Source organism: Streptomyces sp. NRRL S-920 (assembly GCF_000717945.1).
GTDB lineage: Bacteria > Actinomycetota > Actinomycetes > Streptomycetales > Streptomycetaceae > Streptomyces > Streptomyces alboniger.
Window position 1 is genome coordinate 79648 of sequence record NZ_JODF01000029.1, and the last position, 19100, is coordinate 98747.

The following is a 19100-nucleotide window of genomic DNA, read 5'->3' on the forward strand; positions in this document are numbered from 1 at the left end:
AAGCGCCTGCGGACCCTGAAGGCATGACCGGTACCCAGCTCGCATTCCTCGTCGTCACCTTGTTCACCGCCGCTATCAACGTCGCTATGGCCGTAGCCGACCTCGCCGGGGCGCGCTTCGTGCTGGCCAACTCGGCGCAGGTGGGTGTGCCCCGCTCCTGGCTGCCCTGGCTCGCCGCCCTCAAGCTGGCTGGCGCGGCGGGCCTCCTCCTCGGCCTCTCCGCCCCGGCACTGCGTCCCCTCGGTGCCGCCGCGGCCTGCGGTCTCGTACTCCTCTACTTGGGCGCGCTCGCCTTCCATCTGCGCGCCCGCGTGCTCTACAACCTCGCGTTCCCCGGTTTCTACCTCGCCACCGCCGTCGCCTCGTTGGCCATGGCCGTGTCCTTCTGATGGCGGCACCGCTCAACGTGCGATGAGAACACTCAGCCTGCGTTGCGGTAGGTCGAGCACAACCTTGCCCCCCTGACCAGCAGATGGCATCTGCCACGCTTCGAACACCATCTGTACGCCATCGGTACGCCATTCGTGCGGCGTAAATGCGTGGTCCGTACGTTCCCTGAGGGTAGGGTGGGACTGGAGGTGCCCCATGTCCGAGTTGTTCGACGCGGTCGACGCGCTGGTCGAGTCCCGCGCCGCGCTGCCACCGCCGCCGGAGCGCAAGCGGCTGCGTGCCGCGCACGGCCTGACGATCGATGAGGTGGCTACCGCGCTGAAGGTACGCCGGGCCACGGTGTCCGGCTGGGAGTCGGGCAAGACCGAGCCGCGTCCGCCGGAGCGCAACGCCTACGCCCGGCTGCTGAACAAGCTCGCGGGGCTCTACCCCGCCGACCCCGCCGACCCCACGGACACGGCCGCGCCTGTCCAGGCCACCGCGGTGCAGACCACGTTCACCGCCGTACCCCGCCCGGCGGAAGCGCAGCCGCTGCCCAAGGATCCGGCGCCCGAGGCCGCGGCCACGACAGCCCCCGAAACGCCCCGGACCCCTGCCCCTGCCTCTGCTTCAACCCCTGCCTCTGCTCCCGTCGCAGTGGCCACGGCAGCCGCGCCGCGTTCGGCACGCACCACCAGGCCGTCGTCGACGTCGCGCCGTCCGGGTGGGAAGCAGGTGACCCCGGCCGCGCCCCCGGCAGACGCCGATCCGCGGTTCGAGAACGGTCCGCTGGCGGTCGTCGATTTCGAAGAGGGCAAGGTAGTGGCGTACGGCGTCGGTGGTCTGGTCCTGGACGTGCCCGCCAAGTCCCTCCCGTCCCTGGTGGACTGGACGCTCACGGAGGCGAAGCTCGGTCAGCCGAAGCTATCCGGTCCGGGAAGGCCGGCCGACCCGCTGCTCGTACTCACCGAGGCTGCCCTGGATCGCCTTGGCCTGCCCGTCGCCCTCACCGAGGAGGAACGGCTCGCCGGGCGGATCCCGGAGAGCCACAAGGTCATCAAGCAGCTGGCCCGCGCGGAGTGGAAGCTGACCAAGCGCGGGCTGGGGCCGTGGGCGCGAATCTACCGACCGGCCAAGGGTGCGGACCGCCAGTGCGTACAGCTGTGCATTCCGTCGTGGAACGCGCTGGACACCCGGCACTGGGGCCACGCCGCGCAGCTGCCGCCGGCCGAACTCGCGCGCGTGCTGGGCGTGTACGCGTCCCGGGTGATGACGCCGCGCGGCTCCACCGCCGTAACCGGCCTGGAGCTGATGACGGCGCTGCACCCGCCGACGTATGCCGTGCGGGATGAGGAGACGGGTGCTCTGCGTCAGGCCGACGACAAGACGCCCGGCTCGCTGGGCAAGGACCCGGTAGACCCGGCTCCGTGCGAGGCCCCCGACGGGCACCCACTCCTCAAGGACCTGCCGCGCTTTCACATCCGTACCCCGGCGGAGAAGCTGTTCGAGGAGGCGTACGACTGGGCGCGTCCCCTGACCGACGCCGAATGCATGCGCCGCCATCTCGTGGGCCTGGACGTCAACATGGCGTTCGCCGCAGGAGCGAACGGGCTGCCCGTGGGCCTGGGCGCGCCGACGTATGTCAAGAACCCGCTGTTCGACCCGAAGCTGCCCGGCTCGTGGCTGGTCGACCTGTCCCACGTAGACCTGTCCCGGGTGAAGGTCGGCAAGGAGTGGGTGGAGCTGGACGGCAGCCTGCTGCCCAGCCCCTTCACACCGAAGGGCGACCGCCCGACCGGCCCGGCCTGGTATGCGACACCGACCGTGGCCTACGCGGCGGAGCTCGGCTATGAGGTGCACCCGGTTGAGGCGTACGTACGGTACGAGAACGGCCGCTACCTGGACAGCTGGTACACCCGCCTGCGCGACGCCTATCTGGCCACGATGGCCGACCTCGGCGTCGGCGCCGACCTCGCCCCGGCCGACTTCCTCGCGGCGATGGACGACTACCGCAGCCGCGACCCGGAGCTGGCGATCGTCGTCTCGGCGATCAAGGCGACGGTGAAGGGCGGTCTGGGCAAGCTCCGCGAGCGCCCGCGCGGTGAGGGCTGGCGCCCCGGCGAGCCGTGGCGCGCCCTGTCCCGCCCGACGTGGCGGCCGGACATCCGCGCCGCGGTCATCTCCCGCACCCGCGTCAACCTCCACCGCAAGATCGTCAAGCACGCGGCGTTCACCGGGCAGTACCCGGTCGCGATCCTCTCCGACTGCGTCGTCTACGCGGCCGACGGCGAGAGTCCGCTGGACTTCCTGCCCTACCGGGACGGAAAGCCGCTGCCCGGCGGCTTCAAACTCGGCGTCAACCCCGGCCTGGTCAAGCACGAGGGCACCCAGACCGTCCTGTGGGGCGAAGAGGTCCGCGAGCGGTTCGACGCGCCGGAACTCAACCTCGCCCGGTAAGGCGTTCACGCGCCCGGCACCCAAGAACGCGGGCCCGCAGATGCGGTACCTGGTCAAGCAGATGAAGGGCACCAAGGCGGTCGCCCAGCTGCTGCGCGTCTCCCAGCGCACCGTCGAGCGGTACGTGAAGGACCAGATCAAAAAGCCCCGCCCGGACCTCGCCGCGCGCCTGGAACGCGAGGTGAAGGCCCGCTGGCAGCCGCAGGTCCGGGCCAGGGCCAGGCAGAAGGCGGCGACGACCGACGGCATCGTCATCGACGTCCACGCCCGCCTCGGCTACGCGGGTGCGCCGATGGGCACGACGGACGAGGACCGCGTCCGGCACCTCACCGTGGCCCTTCCGCCCCAGCACGCCGCCCGCCTCTTCGACGCCCAGGAGCAGGGCGCGGGCGAAGCCCAGCTGCGCGACCTCACCGCCGAAGCCCTCAGAGAGGTCTACTTCCAGGACGGCGGCCGCCGCGCGGGCTCCCTTCAGGAAGTCCAGATCAACGACGTACTGAACCTGGAGTTCGACCTGTAGAGGCCGCGCCCCGAACAGCCCGCGAGCCCCGGACCGCCGACAGCCAGGCGCCCCGCGAGCACGCCGCCGATCGGCGCGCCGGACGACGTCTCCTCCACGTCGCGCCGAAGGCGCCCGGCGCGGACTGCACCGGGAGGGAGGCTTCCCGGCGCATGGCCATGCGTCACTGTTTCACTGGGCCGCGAGAACTTCTTCCGCCATCTCCTCCTCAGTGGCCGCTCCTGGTGGTGCGGCCACGCGGAAGGGCTTGCCGAAGTAGCTGAAGGACTCATCGAGATCCATGGCGGGGTTGGTGACCCGCAGAAGGAAGGGCTTGCCTTCGGTGGCGATGTGGAATTCCACCGCCCCTCCTTCCCACTTGTAAGTGATCCTTGTCGCGGGTCGGCCCTGCACCGTCGCAGGCCGCTGCGTTGAGGATGTCTTTTTGAGCTGACCAAGGGAGGGCAGACGCTTTTCCAGCCAGTCCCGCCGGGTCTTCGGCGCACACATGTCACGCATCACCTCGTAGACGTCGGCGTTGCGTTTCACCCACCTGTCAGCCAACACCTTCACACGTGTCGGATGCTTTTTGGCTTCGGGCGCCACCTGGAGCGCTTCCTTGCTGCCCCGTGTGTAGAGCGCCGACGGAGTGATGACCCAGTCCAAGGTCGCAGCACCTTTCCAAGCGTGCGCCTTGCACGCCTTCGTGTCGCCAGACATCGCGCTGTGCATGACGGTGGTGCCCTCGGTCCTCTTCCGCCGGGTCGAACGGAGATAGTCCTGATCGAGCGTCACGTCGATCGCCTCGCTGATGAGCTTGGCGGTCCGGTCTTCGCCCGAGGATGTCGGGGCAGTGGCGGCCGCCCGCTTCGGGCTGCCTTCTGAAGGGCTCCCCTTCGCGCCGTTACTACTGGAGCCGCACCCGGCTGCTGCGATGAGTGCAGCGGTTACGGCCGCAGTAGCTGTCGCTCTTCGGGCACGGTGGACGAGCGGGCTGGTGGCGCTGGACATCAAATTTCCCTGGGAGCAGACAATGATGCCCCCATGATCCACTGTCGCGGCCGTTCCACCGTCACCGGAATGCGCGAACAGCGGGGCAACTGTCGCCGGGTCGTGCTCGGCGCGTTCGCGTAGCGCGGCGACGGTGGCCCGGGGTGACTTCCAGCTGCTCGGCTGCCTCTGAGCCGAGGCCGGACAGCACCCCGGCCAGTACCTCCAGGGCTTCGGTTGCGACGGCTTTACGTGCCGCCCCACCAGTACGGCCAGTCGGCCAGTACGCATGCTGCGGCACTTCCTGACGTAACGACCGGCTAGCAACGTCACTTTGGGGCGCGCCGCGCAATGAGGCGATGGCCACCCTCGGCGTCTCGGCGTGCGATGCCCCTGGCGACAACCGCCCCAGGGCCAGGCCTCCACGGCATCAACTGCCGCACCCTCGCCCGACGCGGAAAGTGCACCCACCCCCTGAGCCCACCCGCTCCACACGACAGTGCCGCAGTGTAGGGGTGCTGGGCTGGAGGGGACAGGGCGATGAGGCGAGGGCTCGCTGCGCCCAGTGTCAGTTGGCGGTCTGCCGCGGGCAGCAGCTTCAGTTCCCGGTCGACTCGGACTTGGTCCACACCCTCTTCATGCCGCCTTCGAACAGCCTCCGGACCTCGACCAGGGAAGGCCCTCCGCGGAAGCACCACAGGGCGATGACCGGATCACAGATGGCACATGCCAGGGATGCGTCGTGGTAGAACGGCAGGATCGGATGGCCCTTGACATGGTGGGCCATGTCCCAGGCAGTGTGGAGCAGCCAGCCGACGCCGATGAAGGCCCAGGAGTCCAGGCCACGGTAGGCGACGTAAGCCATGAGTGCCACGAAGGGGAGTTCCCACGGGCCGAATCCGCCCCCGCTCAGATAGGCGGCGCCGGCTCCGCCCACCATGATCGCGTTGAAGTGGCGTCGGTGCGGTTCCTTGATCAGGGACATCAGCAGGCAGTAGATGATGCCGACGATCACCGGTGACACGAGGTGCATGAGGGGATGACTTCTTCCTTCTGGGACGGGCCTGTTCGCCACGATCGAGTTGCTAGGACTTTGACGGCGGCCGGGGCTGGATCGAGGCGCCAGTTCGTGACTGCGACGAACAGGTAGGCGCATCCGAGGGTAGAGCCCCTCAAGGTGGGGTGGGCTTGAGGTGGACACGGGTTCGAGGCGATCGTCAGGCGTCGCCGAGCGGGCGGCTCAGCATTGCGGGAAGGATGCTCGCGGCGACGGTGACCGGGCCGACGGCGACGATGGCGGCCAGCATGTGCAAGGACAAAGAAGCTTGGTCACGCCGGGCGCTCCGGGGCGGTCTGGCGTTCGCCGGTGACCTTCGTCGGCGAGAGTGCTACTTCCTCGCCAGCTCCGTGGGCAAGCCGGACAGGGCGCCGTCCTGCTCACGGAGTTCGAACACGGCCTTGGTCGTGCCGATGGGTGTGGCGATGGCCAGGTTCCAGCTGCCTTCGGCGCACATGTGGTGAGCGACCGATCTGGGAATGACCGGGTCCTCAGAGGGTGGTGGGCATCGGGCCCTGCGCGCGCCAGACCGTGCCGCGCCGCTCGTGGGAGAAGAGTCCTTCGACGGCATGCGCGACGCGGGGGCCCACCTCGCGCTCCAACAGATACAGACCCAGATCGAGACCGGAGGTCACCCCGGCACCGGTGACCAGGTCACCGTCGTCCACGATGCGCGCGCGAACCGCGTGGGCGCCGGTGGCGTCCAGCATGTCGTGGCCCAAGTGGTGGGTGGTGGCGTGACGTCCATCTAGCAGGCCGGCCATGGCCAGGATGAGCGAGCCGCCGCAGACGGTGGCGACGGTGATGTCCGGGTCATCCATGGCCTGTTTGAGGAGCGCGGGGAGTTCGGTGGTCAGCGTGCCTCCCAGCAGTACTGGGATGAACTCGTCCTGCGTTCGCTCGCAGGCGCCCGCCTCTTCTTCCGGGGCCTCGCCGGGTTCGCCCATGCGGCCGGAGGCGCCGGGCACCAGAAGCAGGTCGGCGCGCTCCGGGTCGACGGCGCCGACGGCACGCAGCGTCAGCCCTCCGGTGCCGCTGACGACCTCACGAGGACCCTCCGCGGTGACCAGCTCCACGGTCACCGCGCCGTCCGTCGCCGAGCCGCCGGCGTACAGCACCTCGTAGGGGGCGATGACATCGAGCGGGTCGAAGCCATCGAACAAGACGATCTGGATGTGCATGGGTGTTCCCTCGGCGTCGATTTCCATCGGGATGCTCCGAAGTCAACCGGCTTCCCGGCATCTCGCCCAGTGGCACTAGTGACACGTTCCGACGGAATAGTGCCAACACCTTCGCGAAGGGTGTGAACTGCGATGACATGGAGCTTCCGCAAGGAGGGCCCAGGTTCGTCAAGCTGATGGGCAGGTAGGTTCTGGCCATGCATACGGTCGCCGTTCTCGCGTTGGACCAGGTGATCCCGTTCGACCTGTCCACCCCGATCGAGGTCTTCTCCCGCACCCGCCTGCCCGACGGGCGGCCCGGCTACCAGGTCCGGGTGTGCGCCGAACACGACGAGGTTGACGCCGGGCCCTTCATCCTGCGCGCCCCCTGGGGTCTGGAGGGTCTCCAGGGCGCGGACACGATCATCGTGCCGGGCGTCACAGATGTCGCCGCCCCGCTCCCTCCCGCCGTACGCGACGCGCTGCGGTCGGCCGCTGCCGTCGGCACCCGGATCGCGTCCATCTGCGTGGGCGCCTTTCCCTTGGCCGCCACCGGGCTCCTGGACGGGCTGCGCGTCACGACCCACTGGCGAGCGGCCGGTCTTCTGGCCGCCACTCACCCGGACATCGACGTCGACCCGGACGTCCTCTACGTCGACAACGGCCAGTTGCTCACCTCGGCCGGTGCCGCGGCCGGTATGGACCTGTGTCTGCACATGATCCGCCGTGACTACGGCTCGGCCGTCGCCGCCGACGCCGCACGCCTGTCCGTGATGCCCCTCGAACGGGAGGGCGGACAGGCGCAGTTCATCGTCCACGATCACGCACCCACACCACAGGGCTCCGAACTGGAGGTGCTGCTCACCTGGCTTCAGGAAAACCTGGCCCGCGACCTCTCCCTTGCCGGCATCGCCGAGCGGGCCGGGACCAGCACCCGAACCCTGATCCGGCGCTTCCGCGACCAGACCGGGTCCACCCCGCTCCAGTGGCTCCACCGAGCCCGCATCCGCCAGGCACAGCACCTGCTGGAAACCACGGAGCACTCCGTGGAGCGCATCGGCCGCCAGGTCGGCTTCGGCTCACCGACCACCTTCCGTGACCGCTTCAAACGCACCACCGGCGTCAGCCCGCAGACCTACCGACGCACGTTCAGCGGATGACGCTGCCTTCGATGATGGGCAGCGGCCCGTCATATTTGATCCAGGCGCCTGGTGGGTGAGCCGTGGGTGCAGGCGGTACCGTGCCTGCGCGGTCGCCTTGTTTGGCTCGGTCGGAGCGGAGTCTGCCGGGATTTCGACGGGCAGATCGGTGAGCAGGTGGGCGATGCGGGGTGCGTTGCATCCAGTGCCCAGCATGACCAGGACATCGGGGTCGCCCGGCTTCCACTAACCTGCGGCGACGAGCCGGTCGACCAACTCGCGGAGCTGGGCCGTGGTCACCGCGGCAACGTCCGCGCCGGGCTCCGGACCAACCGCATCCAGCACCACCGCCCACGACGTCAGGTCGGTCTCCAGCGCGGCCACAATCGAGTATGGCCAGCCCGGGACCATCTGATGCTTGCCCTCACCGCGACCGAAGGTGTGGCAAAAGGAACGGTCAGCGGCAGGTGTTGGCGTCCGGCCGCAGTCGCGGCGATACGTCCGCAGTCAGGACGATCCGACCGACGCCCTCGGCAACGGCATCCCGCCCAGAGCTCTGGCCTCCGTGCCGCTGCCCGTTTCGGCGGGCGCGTTACGGTGCGAGGTATGCCGCCGACCGCTAAACCCGATGCTGGCGAAAGAACCGGCGTCACATCCTGTGCCACCTTCGAGGACTTCGAGGAAGTCCGGGGGACTGCCCGTCGCCGGATTGCATCCCGGCCCGGCTGACCGCTCGGCATCCCGGAGGCTTCTTGGCATCATCGCGGCATGACCCCGACCCTTCCCCGCACTGTCAGAGCCGTCGACACGGCTCAGCTCCTGGACCTGGCCCAGGAGGCCGCCATGCACAGCTTCAGCCAGCGGCTCCCCGTCGACTGGCTACGAGTGCACCTCGCCGCAGATGCGACGCACACTCGTGCAGCGGCTCACGCACCGGCCCGAGACGCCGCTGCAGTGGAGGTGTCGGCAACTGCTGACCGTCACAACCGGCGAACAGATCTGGGGTCTCCTCGACGTCCTCCCCGACACCTTCGACAAGATCCCGGAGACCCTGGACACACCGTCCAAGAAGGACATCGTCAACCGCATCGACCAAGCAGTGACGGTGCGTGAGTGGATGGAACGGACGGACGCCGATGCAGGCTCATGAGGTCCGGGGCAGCCGACTGGACAGTCTGAGGAAATGACACCGACTCAAGGCGTGACCGGGCCGAAGCTCATCACTACGAACGTCTCACCCGGACCGGGCGGCCGCGTCCAGGAGCAGGTGGTGAAGGTGTGCAGACGGCCGTGGTCAAGGGCGTAGCGGGGGAGCGTGACACCGAACGCGGCCGCGATCGCCGTGAGGGCGGTGGCCTCACCCGGCAACCCGCCGTCCCGCTCACTGTCGCTTCCGCCGTCCCGCTGCATGCCGCCGCCGTCGTGCGGTCGGCGGTCCCGGATCGTGGGGAACAGGCGGGCCGGGTCCAGGTCCTGTGGGATCTCCCCAGAGCGCTCGCACCGATTGCCCCGGACCGTGAATGCGTACTGCTGCTCGCCCCGCTCGGCGACGGACAGGTGGAACAGCGCGCCCTCGCCGTACCGGTCGGCCTCACCCCACACCACCACCGCGCGGCCGTGCCGGGACGCCGCAGCGGCCGGGGAGACGAACCGGGCCTCATTGAACGGCTGCGGATCGCTGTCGAAGGCGAAGATCCAGCCGGGCCCTGCCCGGCCGACGGCGACCAGCGCCTTGTCGTCGTACGAGGACCTGGTGCGCACGCCGGAATCACCGTCGGGCCGCGACGCGTGGCGCGCGTCCCACAGAGTCATCGGCGTGTGCAGTTCCGCGCCGTCCTCGTCGCCGACGAGCGCGGGCAGCGTGGCAGGCGCCACGCCCTCGACAAGAAGGAAGCGGTATGCGGTGCGCTGGCCGCTTCCAGGGCGGTCCGCGAGCCAGGCCAGGCCCTCGGGGTCCTCGTCAACCACGGCGCCGGCCACTCCGGTTGCCTCTTCGCCTCGGGGCGTGGCCAGCAGAGCCCGGCCGCGTGCCGGGGTGAACAGCGGTCCCAGCAGCGGATCGGCGGTCAGGCCAACCGGCGCGAGGTGATCCGGCCCCAGGGGCTGCCACCGGGGCAGTGCCGCGGACAGAGTCCGCCAGGCCGCGTCGGCCTCGCCCCACCGCATCTGCTCCCGCGCCGCCGCCACGGCGCCACCGAACGGACCCGCCACGGTGTAGGCATAAGTCCCCTCCTGGAACTGCTCCAGAAGCGTGCCCTCGAGCGCACGCACCTCCTCCGCCCCGCCCCGCAAGTGGTACTCGTACGCCCCGTCCCCCCATGACCGCCTCTCCCGGCTGTTGATCAGTGCGGGCAGCAGGTCCGGCGCGTAGCGGGGGTCGGCGGCAAGGCCGCCGAGGGAGTTGGTGTGCCGGTCACCGAGCATCCAGGTGAGCTGCTCCCGCAGAGCCGTGGCCCGGGGTCTGCCGAACGCGCAGGCTTCCGCGAGCGCCGCCTCGGCCCGCTCGTAGTCCCCGCGCAGCGCGTCCCGTCGTGCCTCCTCCACCTGCGCGTCCAGCGCCTCGGTGGTGGCATTCGCGAACAGGCGCCCGCCGTCGCGCCCCGCCTCCAGCTGATGGAACTCGCGATAGGCGGCCTGCATGAACTCCCAAAAGCTCCGGTGCCGCTCGGGAGGGGCGGCCCGCCACGGCGCCCAGGTGAGCACGGCCCACTCACCGTGCTCATCCACGTCCTCCGGATCCAGCGCCACGGACACAGCGTCGGACTCCACGTCCAGTTGCAGGCCCCGTGTCCAGACCAGTGCCTCCTGGAACTCCGCCGGACTCGCATCCTCGCGCAGATGCTCCAGGAACAACTCGGTCAGGTCCGTCTCACTGTCCGGGCGGTACGCCTCCCGCGTCCCCGCGAGCCGCCACACGAACCCACCCGCGTGCCGCCACCCGTCGGTGACCCCCAGGAACTGCCGGTACGACGGCGGCAGCCGCAGGCCGATGCGCTCCTCAAGAGCCGCTATGCCGGCGCCCGTCGCGGGGGCGAAGCCCAACCAGCGTTCCTCCAGCACCTCTTGGTCCCCCGCGTCCGGCGCCTCGTCCGGATCGTACGCGTCCGCCCACTCGCCGCTCCACCGTGCGAGGAAGGGCTGCCAGTCATACGTCATCTCAGCGGTCTCGGTCATGGCGCGATCGTCGCACCGGGCACTGACAACGCTCCGTCGCCGTAGAACGCCGCCCAGGCACCGGTGGCTTGCGCCGCGAGACACAAGCTGGCCGAGCGGGCGGGCGGGGGCCGCCCGCGAGGAATTCGCCGCAGCGGGGAGGCCTGCCGCTTGTCCGCATCTTCGGCAGGAGAAGAGCGGACGGCCTGTCCGAGCAACGTGCGAGGAGCGCGGACGGGCTCCGGTCCTGATTGACCCTTAGCTTGTTCTTTATCTTCCTGCCTCGAACGGTGTCTCGAACTGGGTCGCTCACCAGGGAGTTCGCCGGACACGGGGGCGGCCTTCGTCTGATCATGTGCTCCGACCAAGGTGCACGTGACCACGACGAAGGCCGTGAGGGTGAGTGGCTGCCTGATGCTGTCCGGAGGGATGCGTTCGCGGAAGCGTCACGCTTCCGGGGAGAGTTCTACGAGTGCCTGACCGCACGGCGCGACGAGTTGTTCGAGCTGGTGGACGCGGTGCTGTGTGCGGATGGGGCGGTGAAGTCCCCGGTGGACCTGACGCTGCTGCCCGAACATCAACGTGGGCACGGAGCGATGTACGGCGGCCTGAATCGCGGCCGGATCGACACCGAATGGCTGCGGACCGTGTTGGCCGGGTTGCCGCTGCCGCGGTTCGACGGCGGGCGCCTGGTCCTGGCGGCGACGTGTCACCGTGGCTTCGCTCAGACGCGCCGTGTTCAGCAGACCGGCTGTTCTGCCACGTCTACGGCCGGGCGAAGACAGCGTCGCAGTTCATCCCGGGCTGGCTCTACTCCTTCGTTGCCGTGCTGGGGCCGGGAGCCACCTCCTGGACCGCGATCCTGGACGCGGTCCGGCTGGGGCCGGTGGATGACGCGACCGCGGTCACCGCAGCCCAACTACGAGGAGTCGTTGAACGGCTCATGGCCGTCGGCCAGTGGCAGAGCGGCGACCCGCATATCGTGATCGTCAGCGACGCCGGTTACGACGTCACTCGCTTGGCCTGGGTCCTGCGCGACTTGCCCGTCGAGCTGGTCGGGCGGGTCCGTTCCGACCGCGTCATGCGACTGCCGAAGCCGCCTCGTGTCTACGACCCGAAGGGCGGTCGGCCGCCTAAGCACGGCCCGGAATTCCACTTCACCAAGCCAGAGACCTGGCCTGAGCCCGCGATCACCACGGTCACCGCCACCACCAACTACGGCAAGGCCGAGACACAGGCATGGGACCGGGTCCACCCACGGCTCACCCACCGCTCCTCATGGCTCGACCACGATGGTGAACTCCCTTTGGTCGAAGGCGCGTTGATCCGGTTACAGGTCGAGTATCTGTCGAAGGAACGTGATGCACCGCCGGTGTGGTTATGGTCCTCCAAGACCGGCGCCACCCCGGGCGACGTGGACCGGTTCTGGCAGGCGTTTCTCCGCCGCATCGACCTGGAGCACACCTTCCGCTTCGCGAAGCAGACCCTGGGCTGGACCGCTCCGAAGCTCCGTACTCCCGAGGCGGCGGACCGCTGGACCTGGCTCCTGATCGTGGCTCACACCCAGCTCCGACTCGCGCGACCTCTCGCCGAAGACCTCCGCCGGCCCTGGGAGAAACCCACCGCCTCCGACCGGCTCACCCCAGCCCGGGTCCGCCGGGGGTTCAGGAACATCCGCACTCACCTCGCCTGCCCGGCCCGTGTCCCCAAACCCCGAGGCGCCGGCCCCGGACGGCCACCCGGCGCCAAGAACAAACAACGAGCACCCCGCTTCGACGTGGGCAAAACTGTCAGACGCCCCGAGACCCTCAAGGCCATCGGCAAGCCGGGCAGGTCCTGGTAGATAAAGAACAAGCTCAGAGCCCGTCTCGAAACCTCCGAACCTAGTGCTACTCCGCGGAAGTTCGTGGAGGGGGTTGATCAGGGCTTCGGGTCGCCGAGGTGGAGGCCGCAGGCACAGCCCAGGGCTTCTTCAGGGGAACCGAAGGGAGCCCCCGATGGGAAGGAAGCCTTCCTCGAACTTGCCGCTGCTGGCCAACCATCTCCCGGTGTGCTTGGCGGTGTGGGAGACGACGGGAGCCCATTCAGTACGGCCTGATCGGCCAGAACACCCATCCGCGAACTTCTGCGGGCAGCACTGGCTCAACTCCGGGCGGTCAGCTGAGCAGAGCTGCTGGATCATCGAAGCCAAGGTTCTGCGGAGCTGCCAGGAACTCGTAGCCTGCCGTCGTGGTCTCCGTCGTGGGTACATCGAGACCCACCACTTCGAAGGAGAAGTCGTCTGCCCAGACCCGACCTCTGCCGTGCACCATGAAGCCGAATGCGATCACCAGGCTCTCGGGGGCGACGTTCAGAACAATGCTGTAGCGACACCAGCCCGTAGTTCCCTCGATCGATCGATCGGACATGTTGTCGAAGGCGAGCATGTTGTCGTCGGATCCATCTACACGCATCCAGATCGCGGCACTTCGGGCATTCTCCGTCCTGACCCAGGCCGTCATCCGGAGCCGTTGCCCGCGGAACGGCCCGGCGTCGACGGACTGTATGAGGGTGGCGAAGCCCCGAGCCCTCGGCATTGCGTCGATCCGGGCACTGCAGCCACCATGGCGCGCGGCCTCGGAGTCGAGGACGACCTCGTAGTCCTCAACTCTCGTCCCGGCCACATGCCAGCCGGGTATCTCGGTCTCCCGGTCGGCGCTCAGCCCGGCACTCATGTGGGTGGGAGTCTGAAACCGGATCTGCTCGGCTTCCGCACGGAGCTTGTCCGCCTCAGCTTTGACTCTCTCCCGAGTCCCGAGATGGTTCACGAAGGCCACAGCGGAGCCGCCGAAGAATGCTGAGCCGAGCGCAAGCAGAGTTTCTGTGTTCACGCCGCCCCCAGAGTGAGCCTTCGAGATGGCCAGTCGGCAGTCTGGCCATGCGGGGATAGCAGCACAAGACCGTGTGTCGCGCGATCCCTGGCCACGGTGATCCGCGCGCAGGTCGACACGGCCCGCAAGATGCAGAAGATCCAGAGGGAGCGCGCCGAGGGTTCACCCGACGGCTCGCTACGCCTGGCCCTGCTCCTGGGTTTCACCGGCAGCGGCGTAGCGGGTGAGGTCGACACCGGCCGAGCGGGCTTCCTTGAGCCGGATGGACACCAGACCGGCGGAAACATTCAGCTCGCGCGCGATCTCGTAACCCTTCAGCCCCTGCCGGTGCAGCTCGACGATCTGGTCCCGACGTTGCCGGGAGCGGCCCTCGTACGCCGCGCGTTCCTCAGCGACCATGCGCACCACCGTCCGCGGGGACACTCCGAACCGGTCCGCAAGTTCACGGGCCGTCACGGTACGGCGCTCCCGGCTGGGTTCCTGCGTCACGACGTCCCCCTCATGTACTCCAGCATTGCTGCGGCGCGCTCGTCCCGGCGCGCAGCTCGTACTTGCCCGGAAGCCTTCCCGCCCTTGGCGCCGCCCTTCTTGCCGCGGGCGGACTGGATGGCGACGAAGGTGGCCTCGTAGACAGCTGCGCTGTCCTTCCACATCCTCGACTTGGTCGTGATCCACCGGTGGATGCTGTTGGCGATCGCACGCGCCTCCACGGCCGGCAGCGGCTCCGCGAATTCGGTGTTGCGGGTATGGACTTCGGCGTGGATGGCGGTGTGGAGGGTGTCGGGGCTGCCGAAGTGGTGGCGTACCTCGCGGTACGCCAGGTCCGTGCCGTCTCGAAGATCGAGCAGTTGCGCCCCAGCCCGGTGATGTTGGTGCGGAACCGCTTGGTCTCACGCCAGCGCGAAGGCGGCATATGGCCGTCCAGCGTCTCCTCCAGGCCGCCGAGCGTGTGGAGTCCGCCGTGGAGCCACTCGGTGCTCCAGTCCGTGTGCAGCGGGTTCTTCGTCATCAGCCCCGAGTACGCCGCATCGCCGTCCAGCGCGCGGCGCAGGCCCTCGGTGACGGCGGCGGCGTAGGCCAGTGGTTTGCGCCGGGCGTACTCGGTCCGCGTCACCGCCTCCGCCAGCGCCCACACCGCATGAGCATGCCCATTCACCGGGTTCTCCACGACCGCGTTCGGCAACGGATGCGACCCCACCGACGACACCGCCCGCAGCACCGCATCCGAGTGGTCCACATCCACGACGAGAAGATTGCTCACCGCCGACGGGTTCGCCTCCACGTACCGACGCGTCATCGCCACCGGCCGCCGCTCCCGCCGGATCCCCTCCGGCAGCCGGTTCGTCGCATACGGCCGCAACGGCAGCCACAACTCGTCCCACTGTGCCACCGGCAACTCCACACTCATGCGCTGATCATCCCGGTCCGGCCGAGCGGGGAGGTACGGACACGCCGCAAGATTCAAAGTGAGTCACGAAAGCCAAGTCAGATGGTTCCCGCCCACCCGCCGCTCGTTCGCGCTGGAAGTCTTCAAAGTACGCCACGAAGACCAAGTCAGATGGTTCAGCTCCCCCTGCCGGGAACCACGACCTACCCCCGACTCCCTGACCGGCCCCGGCCGCCACGTAGTTCGCGGGGGGAGGACCCTGAAGATCCCAGGGCCTACACGCACACCAGTGCGATGCCGCAGATCAGAACCCCCGGACATCGCACCCCAGTGCGTGTAGGGCCTGGGATCGGTGCCGCTGGCCCCGGACAACGAAGGACCCCGGGCCGCTCTGCGCCCGGGGTCCTGTCGCCGGTCTCACCGCCGCCGCTCACCAGTCGTCAGGCGCGCTGCCCACCCACGCGATCGGCCGGCCCTCGCCGTTGCGGCCCCAGTGCGGTTCCTCCACCGAGGTGCGTCGGGCAGGACGCAGAGCCGTGCTTGCCCCACAGAGCCCAGCGAGCCCGTTCGCGTCACCTTCCGGCAACCCTGCACCATCGGAGCCGAGCACCAGCGGGCCGCGACCCGGGCGGACCCTGACACCCCGCAGCGTCCACAGGTCGTGGTGGTTGAGGGAGGCAGCGCGCACCGTGATGACCGCCCAGTCTTTGTTGGGCGGAAGCGGGGCAAGCACCCTTCGTATCTCCAGTCCGTCGAGAGGCGTGTCGGCATCGACTCGAACGGCGCAAACGGCAAGCACGTGCACGCTCCGTCTTTCCAGTTACTGTGCGGGCAGCCGCAGCGCGCCGTCGAGACGGATCGCGGTGCCATTGACCATCGGGTTGGCGAGTACATGCCCGACCAGCGAGGCGAACTCATCCGGTGACCCCAGCCTGCCGGGATGGGGCACGGACTCGCGCAGCGTCGCGCGCACCGGCTCCGGCACTGCACTGAATACGGGGGTGTCGAACAGGCCTGGCGCGATCGTCACCACGCGGATGCCGTGCGGTGCCAGCTCTCTCGCCAGAGGAAGGGTCATACCGACGATTCCCGCTTTGGCCGCGCTGTAGGCCGCCTGCCCCGGCTGGCCGTCCCAAGCGGCGATTGAGGAGGTGTTGATGATGACGCCACGCTCCTCCCTGACCAGAGGCTGAGCCATCATCCGGTGCGCGGAGAGCCTGGCGAGGTTGAACGTCCCCAGCAGATGAGTGCGGAGCACCGTTTCGATCTCGTCCAATGGCGCCGGGCCGGAGCGGCCGACCAGGCGCCGCGCATACGTCGAGCCAGCACAGCACACCACAGTGCGCAATTGGCCCACTGCCTCGGCCACGTCCAGGGCGTCCTCGACATCGCGTGGGTCGGCCACGTCGCCGGCGACGAACCGTGCGCTACAGCTGCCCAGTTCGGCGACCGCCGTCTGGCCCGCGGCCTGGGTACGCGCAAGCAGGACGACGCTCGCCCCTTCCTTGACTAGGTGCTTGGCCGTGGCGAGCCCAAGACCGGAGGTGCCTCCGGCGATAAGCGCAACCGTGTCAGCAACTTTCATCGGAGCGCTCCTCCATCGCACGGGCGATGATGTCACGGGCGGCCTCCGCGGCATCCACGGGGGCCACGACCGTCATCGCTGGCCGCCGCGAGCCCAGCCGGGTCGGCACTTCGACCGGGCTGGCCAGGCGGAGGACGAGGGCCCCACGGCCCTGACAAGGAACGAGGAAGACGTCCGGGGTGCCGTCCTGGCCGGACGCGGACTTTGATGGCTCCGCCCTCACCTCTTCCAACGTCTCAATGGGTACTACGAGTTCTTGATGCAGGCCCCACCGCAGACGCAGAGCACCGCCGTGACTCACATGCGGTCTGGTGCTGCTGGCTGCGGCCATAGCTGCGGTCAACAGGGCTCCGTAGAGGAGCGGCACCCCCACCACGTAACGAGGCAGAGTGGGTGACACTGTGGCAAGGACGACTGCCCCGGCAGTTGCCAGGAGCACAGCAAGCACAGTGGACACCCGGCGTCCGTCGCGGCCGTACCCCAATGGGATGCCGCCGAGCCGGCTCCGCTCGGTCCGGCGGGCCGCCGCCAGGGCAATAACCCTGAAGATGCTCATCTCGCGGCGTACCAGCTCCGCCATGGGAGGTGGCAGCAGAGCGAAGAACGACGATGAGAACGCTTCAGCCCGAGGTACCCCGACGCGGCGCAGATTTCGGTACTGCGAGACGAAGGCCGCGCCGTAGACCACGCCCAGGACGGCAAGGGTGCCTTCAGTCACCGCCAGGATGCCCGCAGCGATACGCCAGTCGAGGATGCCGCTGGTCACGAGGACGATCTCGGCGAGCAGGATGAGCAGCCCGGCCCAGCGCAGCCTGCGCAACCAGCCCGGCACCTGCGGCCTGCTTTCCGCGTCCGGGGCCGACGGCGCTTGGGGAGGAACCGGCGGCGTGCCCTCGATCGCGGCGCGCACTAACTGCACTGCTGTCTCCGGCTCTGTGGCGAAGAAGCGGATCTCCTGTAGCGAGATGACATTCTTGCGCAGCTCCATCTCCACTGGGGAGTCCAGGGCCACCAGCACATTGGTTACGCCCATGACGGGGACTATCAGCGCGCCGTCGATCACTTCAGCGGTGCGCCGGTAGCCACCGCCCCTGCGCTGACCGCTGACGGACGTGATCAGGCTCGTGTTGACGTCCGCTGCGAACGTAGCTCCGTAACGGATCCTCAGCCTCCCGTTTGCCACTTGGTGGGAGGCGCTGAGCGCCATGGAGAATCCGATGAGCAGATAGCCCGCTGCGATACCGGCTGCGGCGGCCACGAGGCGCACCCAAAGCGTGTCGAGGACCAGGTCGACCAGGACGATCTCAAGGACGGAGAGACAGAGGATGATGGCGACACCCGCGCCCACGCTCTCCTGATAGGTCACCGCGCCGTTCTCGGCCCGGTTGCGCCGGGCTACCCACGGCGCCGCGAGGGCACCGCCAACGCTCACGCCACGTGTGCCGACCTGCCTGGTCGTCATGTGTCTTTCCCCCTTGCACTGCCTCGACTTTGGCAAACTTCCGTGATTTCCAGCAGATCACGCAATGCCGCTTCCGGACCTTCAGCTTCCAGTGCCGTGGGATTCAGGACAACCTCGTCGACGCCGGCGGCCCAGAAGTGTTCGATCTCGTCCGCCACGGTCTGCGGTGATCCGGCCAACACGACTCCGTGTTCAACGAGTGCGCGGGCGGAGCTTGGCCCGTCGGCGATTGGGCCGAGGCCAGCTGCGGTCAGCATCGCCCGATAGTGCCCTTCCCCGGTATGGCCGTGTGTCGCCCGCCAGACGACCTCGTCCACGTCGAGCCCGGGACGGACTACGAGCACGTGCACCACGCTGACCACGCGCACTTCCGTGAGCACGGGTAAGAGCTCACGGCGCAGGTACGGCAGAGGTGCCATCCAGGTGAGAGCCACATCAGCGGTTTCTGCGGCCACGCGCGCCATCCCGGGCCGGAGCACCCCCAGGCCGACGTCGACGTGGGGAGTCGCTGGCCACGGGGGAAGCTGAGCAGGCGTGTGCACATACTCGCCCCGGGTGTCCGTCGGCTGGCCATCCAGCAGTCGCCGCACCGTGCTCACGTACTCGCGGGCGGCGCCCAGCGAGCTGGTGTAGGGCGCGCCTCGCAGTGCGGCGACAAACGAGGGCTTGGACGTGCCGAACACCGAGATGAGCCGCTTGCCTGACAGCGAGGCCAGAGAACGCGCTGCGAGCGCCGCCTGAAAGGGGTTGTGCAGTGGCATGAGCGACACTCCCATCCCCAGGGCGGGGTTGATCCCCTGCCCCGCCAGATAGGCCAACACCTGGTGCGTCCCTAGGGCCAGCGACTCGCCCAGCCAGAGCCGGTCGGCGTAGCCCCGGGCCACCAGCCGACCGAAAGGGGCCAGTTGGGATGGGTGGTGCGGCTGCAACGGGTAGTAGACGCCGAGGCCGGAAGCTGGCGTGGCCTGCATA

At 68.8% G+C, this 19100-nt stretch carries 16 protein-coding genes and 5 pseudogenes; 8 read left to right on the top strand and 13 right to left on the bottom strand.

The window, feature by feature from the left end; genetic code table 11:
- Positions 1 to 23 precede the first annotated feature (23 nt).
- From IG54_RS0121345 to tpg, 3 genes and pseudogenes are all read left to right on the top strand, one after another.
- Complete coding sequence (locus IG54_RS0121345) at positions 24 to 389, top strand: DoxX family protein (protein ID WP_030786670.1); 366 nt, start codon at positions 24 to 26, stop codon at positions 387 to 389.
- Positions 390 to 585: 196 nt separating this feature from the next.
- Positions 586 to 2826, top strand: a complete 2241-nt coding sequence (gene tap, locus IG54_RS0121350) for a telomere-associated protein Tap (protein ID WP_030786673.1) — start codon at positions 586 to 588, stop codon at positions 2824 to 2826.
- Positions 2825 to 3346: pseudogene (tpg, locus tag IG54_RS0121355) on the top strand (telomere-protecting terminal protein Tpg); the annotation flags it as partial. The gene tap and the pseudogene tpg, both read left to right, overlap by 2 nt.
- A gap of 171 nt (positions 3347 to 3517) precedes the next feature.
- Here tpg and IG54_RS0121360 read toward each other — a convergent pair.
- The 4 genes from IG54_RS0121360 to IG54_RS0121380 form a co-directional block, all read right to left on the bottom strand.
- Positions 3518 to 4336, bottom strand: coding sequence for a hypothetical protein (locus tag IG54_RS0121360; RefSeq protein ID WP_158708898.1), 819 nt, complete (start codon positions 4334 to 4336; stop codon positions 3518 to 3520).
- Positions 4337 to 4913: 577 nt separating this feature from the next.
- Entirely contained in the window at positions 4914 to 5348 is a 435-nt protein-coding gene (locus IG54_RS0121365) for a DUF6010 family protein (protein WP_051819759.1), read from the bottom strand.
- 355 nt (positions 5349 to 5703) lie between these two features.
- Positions 5704 to 5829 carry a hypothetical protein gene (locus tag IG54_RS43465; RefSeq protein ID WP_267883659.1) on the bottom strand — a complete coding sequence of 42 codons (126 nt, stop codon included), beginning with the start codon at positions 5827 to 5829 and terminating at the stop codon, positions 5704 to 5706.
- Between the two features lie 34 nt (positions 5830 to 5863).
- Complete coding sequence (locus tag IG54_RS0121380; RefSeq protein ID WP_030786679.1) at positions 5864 to 6553, bottom strand: DJ-1/PfpI family protein; 690 nt, start codon at positions 6551 to 6553, stop codon at positions 5864 to 5866.
- Positions 6554 to 6750: 197 nt separating this feature from the next.
- Between IG54_RS0121380 and IG54_RS0121385 the strand changes: the two genes are divergently transcribed.
- Positions 6751 to 7692, top strand: a complete 942-nt coding sequence (locus IG54_RS0121385; RefSeq protein ID WP_030786681.1) for a GlxA family transcriptional regulator — start codon at positions 6751 to 6753, stop codon at positions 7690 to 7692.
- Here IG54_RS0121385 and IG54_RS43805 read toward each other — a convergent pair.
- Positions 7685 to 8226 (bottom strand): annotated as a pseudogene (locus IG54_RS43805) (transposase); the annotation flags it as partial. The gene IG54_RS0121385 and the pseudogene IG54_RS43805 sit on opposite strands and share 8 nt — an antisense overlap.
- Before the next feature lie 213 nt (positions 8227 to 8439).
- On the opposite strand from IG54_RS43805, the pseudogene IG54_RS38125 reads away from it, so the two are divergent.
- A pseudogene (locus IG54_RS38125) lies at positions 8440 to 8821 on the top strand (hypothetical protein).
- A 44-nt stretch (positions 8822 to 8865) separates the two neighbouring features.
- On the opposite strand, the gene IG54_RS0121400 reads toward IG54_RS38125, so the two are convergent.
- Positions 8866 to 10845: an SMI1/KNR4 family protein gene (locus IG54_RS0121400; RefSeq protein ID WP_030786683.1), complete on the bottom strand. Its 1980-nt coding sequence runs from the start codon at positions 10843 to 10845 to the stop codon at positions 8866 to 8868.
- 332 nt (positions 10846 to 11177) lie between these two features.
- Between IG54_RS0121400 and IG54_RS38130 the strand changes: the two are divergent.
- Positions 11178 to 12667 (top strand): annotated as a pseudogene (locus tag IG54_RS38130) (NF041680 family putative transposase).
- A gap of 313 nt (positions 12668 to 12980) precedes the next feature.
- Here the strand turns inward: IG54_RS38130 and IG54_RS0121410 are convergent.
- The 3 genes from IG54_RS0121410 to IG54_RS42980 all read right to left on the bottom strand — a co-directional run bounded on the left by IG54_RS0121410 (position 12981) and on the right by IG54_RS42980 (position 14404).
- Positions 12981 to 13694, bottom strand: a complete 714-nt coding sequence (locus tag IG54_RS0121410) for a hypothetical protein (protein WP_051819761.1) — start codon at positions 13692 to 13694, stop codon at positions 12981 to 12983.
- 177 nt (positions 13695 to 13871) lie between these two features.
- Complete coding sequence (locus IG54_RS0121415) at positions 13872 to 14183, bottom strand: HTH domain-containing protein (protein WP_051819762.1); 312 nt, start codon at positions 14181 to 14183, stop codon at positions 13872 to 13874.
- On the bottom strand, positions 14180 to 14404 hold the full coding sequence (locus tag IG54_RS42980) for a hypothetical protein (RefSeq protein ID WP_234336290.1): 225 nt from the start codon (positions 14402 to 14404) through the stop codon (positions 14180 to 14182). The genes IG54_RS0121415 and IG54_RS42980 overlap by 4 nt, the downstream gene beginning before the upstream one ends.
- 48 nt (positions 14405 to 14452) lie before the next feature.
- Here IG54_RS42980 and IG54_RS42555 point away from each other — a divergent pair, with 48 nt between their 5' ends.
- The gene (locus IG54_RS42555) at positions 14453 to 14770 is read left to right on the top strand and encodes a hypothetical protein (protein WP_234336292.1); all 318 of its coding nucleotides are present in this window, start codon (positions 14453 to 14455) and stop codon (positions 14768 to 14770) included.
- On the opposite strand, the pseudogene IG54_RS43810 reads toward IG54_RS42555, so the two are convergent.
- A pseudogene (locus IG54_RS43810) lies at positions 14683 to 14991 on the bottom strand (replication initiation protein); the annotation flags it as partial. The gene IG54_RS42555 and the pseudogene IG54_RS43810 overlap by 88 nt on opposite strands.
- Here IG54_RS43810 and IG54_RS42560 point away from each other — a divergent pair.
- Positions 14948 to 15109 (top strand): hypothetical protein, encoded by a 162-nt coding sequence (locus IG54_RS42560; protein ID WP_199809570.1) that lies wholly within the window; start codon positions 14948 to 14950, stop codon positions 15107 to 15109. The pseudogene IG54_RS43810 and the gene IG54_RS42560 sit on opposite strands and share 44 nt — an antisense overlap.
- Before the next feature lie 792 nt (positions 15110 to 15901).
- Here the strand turns inward: IG54_RS42560 and IG54_RS0121425 are convergent.
- Genes IG54_RS0121425 through IG54_RS0121435 form a run of 3 tightly spaced genes read right to left on the bottom strand, consistent with a single transcriptional unit; the run spans position 15902 to position 19099 of the window.
- A complete protein-coding gene (locus tag IG54_RS0121425; RefSeq protein ID WP_030786692.1) occupies positions 15902 to 16666 on the bottom strand; it encodes an SDR family NAD(P)-dependent oxidoreductase in 765 nt (254 codons plus the stop codon).
- Entirely contained in the window at positions 16653 to 18128 is a 1476-nt protein-coding gene (locus tag IG54_RS0121430) for a hypothetical protein (protein WP_030786695.1), read from the bottom strand. Before IG54_RS0121430 ends, IG54_RS0121425 begins: the two co-directional genes overlap by 14 nt.
- Positions 18125 to 19099 (bottom strand): LLM class flavin-dependent oxidoreductase, encoded by a 975-nt coding sequence (locus tag IG54_RS0121435; RefSeq protein WP_030786698.1) that lies wholly within the window; start codon positions 19097 to 19099, stop codon positions 18125 to 18127. The genes IG54_RS0121430 and IG54_RS0121435 overlap by 4 nt, the downstream gene beginning before the upstream one ends.
- Position 19100: the final 1 nt, after the last annotated feature.

Bases quoted from the DNA above. Each gene is read 5' to 3' on its own strand.
- IG54_RS0121345 (WP_030786670.1), top strand. From the start codon at position 24: ATGACCGGTACCCAGCTCGCATTCCTCGTCGTCACCTTGTTCACCGCC.
- IG54_RS0121400 (WP_030786683.1), bottom strand. From the start codon at position 10,845: ATGACCGAGACCGCTGAGATGACGTATGACTGGCAGCCCTTCCTCGCA.
- IG54_RS0121365 (WP_051819759.1), bottom strand. From the start codon at position 5,348: ATGCACCTCGTGTCACCGGTGATCGTCGGCATCATCTACTGCCTGCTG.
- IG54_RS0121360 (WP_158708898.1), bottom strand. From the start codon at position 4,336: ATGTCCAGCGCCACCAGCCCGCTCGTCCACCGTGCCCGAAGAGCGACA.
- IG54_RS43465 (WP_267883659.1), bottom strand. From the start codon at position 5,829: ATGTGCGCCGAAGGCAGCTGGAACCTGGCCATCGCCACACCCATCGGC.
- IG54_RS0121430 (WP_030786695.1), bottom strand. From the start codon at position 18,128: ATGACGACCAGGCAGGTCGGCACACGTGGCGTGAGCGTTGGCGGTGCC.
- IG54_RS0121385 (WP_030786681.1), top strand. From the start codon at position 6,751: ATGCATACGGTCGCCGTTCTCGCGTTGGACCAGGTGATCCCGTTCGAC.
- IG54_RS0121380 (WP_030786679.1), bottom strand. From the start codon at position 6,553: ATGCACATCCAGATCGTCTTGTTCGATGGCTTCGACCCGCTCGATGTC.
- tap (WP_030786673.1), top strand. From the start codon at position 586: ATGTCCGAGTTGTTCGACGCGGTCGACGCGCTGGTCGAGTCCCGCGCC.
- IG54_RS0121425 (WP_030786692.1), bottom strand. From the start codon at position 16,666: ATGAAAGTTGCTGACACGGTTGCGCTTATCGCCGGAGGCACCTCCGGT.
- IG54_RS0121435 (WP_030786698.1), bottom strand. From the start codon at position 19,099: ATGCAGGCCACGCCAGCTTCCGGCCTCGGCGTCTACTACCCGTTGCAG.